The 2,312-nt window shown below is 48.7% G+C and carries 3 protein-coding genes and 1 pseudogene; 1 reads left to right on the forward strand and 3 read right to left on the reverse strand.

What is annotated here, in order from left to right:
• The 3 genes and pseudogenes from Q0231_RS03285 to lipB all read right to left on the reverse strand — a co-directional run.
• A pseudogene (locus Q0231_RS03285) lies at positions 1 to 326 on the reverse strand (hypothetical protein); the annotation flags it as partial.
• Between the two features lie 143 nt (positions 327 to 469).
• On the reverse strand, positions 470 to 973 hold the full coding sequence (locus Q0231_RS03290; protein ID WP_299345030.1) for a DUF4282 domain-containing protein: 504 nt from the start codon (positions 971 to 973) through the stop codon (positions 470 to 472).
• Between the two features lie 77 nt (positions 974 to 1,050).
• The gene (lipB, locus tag Q0231_RS03295; protein ID WP_299345032.1) at positions 1,051 to 1,737 is read right to left on the reverse strand and encodes a lipoyl(octanoyl) transferase LipB; all 687 of its coding nucleotides are present in this window, start codon (positions 1,735 to 1,737) and stop codon (positions 1,051 to 1,053) included.
• Positions 1,738 to 1,899: 162 nt separating this feature from the next.
• On the opposite strand from lipB, the gene Q0231_RS03300 reads away from it, so the two are divergent.
• On the forward strand, positions 1,900 to 2,133 hold the full coding sequence (locus Q0231_RS03300) for a FliM/FliN family flagellar motor switch protein (protein ID WP_269394035.1): 234 nt from the start codon (positions 1,900 to 1,902) through the stop codon (positions 2,131 to 2,133).
• Positions 2,134 to 2,312: the final 179 nt, after the last annotated feature.

The raw sequence follows: 2,312 nt of genomic DNA on the forward strand, positions 1-2,312 counted from the left end.
ATGAGCCGGATCGCATGTCGCTGGCCGTTCAATTCAACGGTGAAAATATTCTGGCCGGACTTGTTTTCGATTTGGGCGGGGGCAAATGGATAGCCGCTTTTTGCCAAGTGCGCCATTGCGTTTGATTGCAACTCTAAAAACTCAAGATCTTCTGCAACATTTGCGATTTTAAGAACAAATTTTGCGTCACCTGTGTCAACGGCAATGTTCTGATCGCGTTCGCTTTCAAGTGTGGTTTGTGCACCAGTCAGGCCGTAGTGGTCTGCCAAGATCTGGTCAATTTGAGTTGAGGTGAAAGCAGGAGGGTTAGAATCAAACGCAGACATGGGCTTCCCGGATGTTAGATTGTATCCAATTCGGTCAGCATAGTTGAATTTGCTTTTGTTCAATAGGGGAAACGCATTGCAACGGCGCGAATTATTTTAATGGGTTGATGCGGTTTGCGCATCAACCCAAATGGTAGGTGAAGTTAGGATTTTGGCTTGGCCGTCGTGCTGGTTTTGGCCGCCGCACTGGTTTTGGATGCCGCTGCACGTTTGCGAGCGGGTGCTCGCTTTGCAGCCGGCTTTTTCGCTGGTGCAGGTTCGATTGACTTTTGTTCTTCAAAGGTCGCATCGTCGTCTGCCAACTCTTCCAGTGCATCCTTCACGTCATCAAAAATGCTCATGGCGGGGCGGGCAGTCGGGGCGAGCGTAATGTGGGCCTCGTTCTTTTTGAAAAAGATCAATAGCGTCTCACACAGCACTCGCAGCAAAACGAAACTGCCAAGACCAACCACACCAATTTCTAAAAGTCCCCAAATGCCTGCTCCAAACGACTGAGCGAACGAGCCAAATAGATGGCGCACGGTCCAAATGCCGATGGCACCAAGCCCCAAAAGGTAGAGGATCTTGATGATCTTTGGTCCGATCATTCGATCAAGGTTGAAAATGGTTCCACTGGTGGCGAGTTTTTTCAAGTCGTCTAGGGTCATTGTGCCGTTCAATATCTGTAAGAGAAGGAGAAATTCCGTCCCATTTGTATCAGATCATGAAGGTGATTTCCACAAAATTACCGAGCTGTTTCGACGGGGCCAAAGTGGCGCTCAAATGCGATTTTTAGAGCAGAATCTAGCTCTGGCATTGAAACCAATTGGCCAAGGTCCTCAAAGCTTGTTACGCCCTGATCAGTGATGCCGCAGGGCACGATGCCTTTGTAGTTGTCTAGGTCAGGATTTAGATTAATCGAAATGCCGTGAAAGCTGATCCATCTCGAAACACGCACACCGATTGCTGCAATCTTGTCTTCTCTTCCAAGGCCCTTGTCTTTGCGTTTTACCCAAACACCTACACGCCCATCAACCTGATAGCCTTCGATATTGAACTGCGCCAATGTGTCGATCACCAAAGATTCCATCGCGCGAACAAAGGCGCGAACATCGCGGCCACGTTCTCTTAGATCGAGCATGAAATAGACGACCCGCTGCCCAGGCCCATGGTAGGTATATTGGCCACCTCGACCGGCGTCAAAAACAGGCAAGAAATATGGGTCTGTTAAATCGTCCGTTTTGGCTGACGTACCAGCAGTGTAGAGCGGGGGGTGTTCAAGCAGCCATGCACGCTCTTGTGCGCCGTTTGTGGCCATCTCAGCCACTTGCGCCTTCATTTGCTCTAGGGCAACGGGATAAGGAACGGGGGCGTCAGCAATTTGCCATAGGGTGGGTTTGTTGTCGGGACGAAAAAGTGTTGCAAGTGACATCGGCTTGGTGTTCTAACCTATTCAAATTGGCGCAGGTGATTTGGCTTTGTTAATGGTTCGCTAACCATAAATTCAGCATAGTCATTCGGTGAAGCATGATTTAGGGCAATTCTGCGCCTGCTTCAATTGTCTATTGTATCAAGATTTGGTGTTGGCAGTAAAATGGATAGGTTAAAAGCGATTGAGGTTGATATAACGGTTGAACTTGGTGCAACCGATATGCCGATCCACCATTTGCTCCGCATGGGCCGTGGCGCCGTTATTGAACTGGACGCCACCGAGCACGATCCCCTTAAGATCTACGCAAACAACACGCTTGTCGCCATTGGTGAAATCAAAATCGATGATGGTCAATTGTCTGTAGATATTACTGAAAAGATTATACGCAACAAATAGCGTTGAGGAAAATCTCGCAAATTCCATCAATTAGCTTGTCACTTTGAAACTCATTTGCTAATGGGTGGCGCGCTCACATGATTGGTGAGCATTTCTACCAAATGCGGCCGTGGCGGAATTGGTAGACGCGCAGCGTTGAGGTCGCTGTGGGGTAACACCCGTGGAAGTTCGAGTCTTCT

This window comes from uncultured Maritalea sp. (assembly GCF_937139385.1).
GTDB classification, from domain to species: domain Bacteria; phylum Pseudomonadota; class Alphaproteobacteria; order Rhizobiales; family Devosiaceae; genus Maritalea; species Maritalea porphyrae_A.

Bases quoted from the DNA above. Each gene is read 5' to 3' on its own strand.
- Q0231_RS03290 (WP_299345030.1), bottom strand. From the start codon at position 973: ATGACCCTAGACGACTTGAAAAAACTCGCCACCAGTGGAACCATTTTC.
- lipB (WP_299345032.1), bottom strand. From the start codon at position 1,737: ATGTCACTTGCAACACTTTTTCGTCCCGACAACAAACCCACCCTATGG.
- Q0231_RS03300 (WP_269394035.1), top strand. From the start codon at position 1,900: ATGGATAGGTTAAAAGCGATTGAGGTTGATATAACGGTTGAACTTGGT.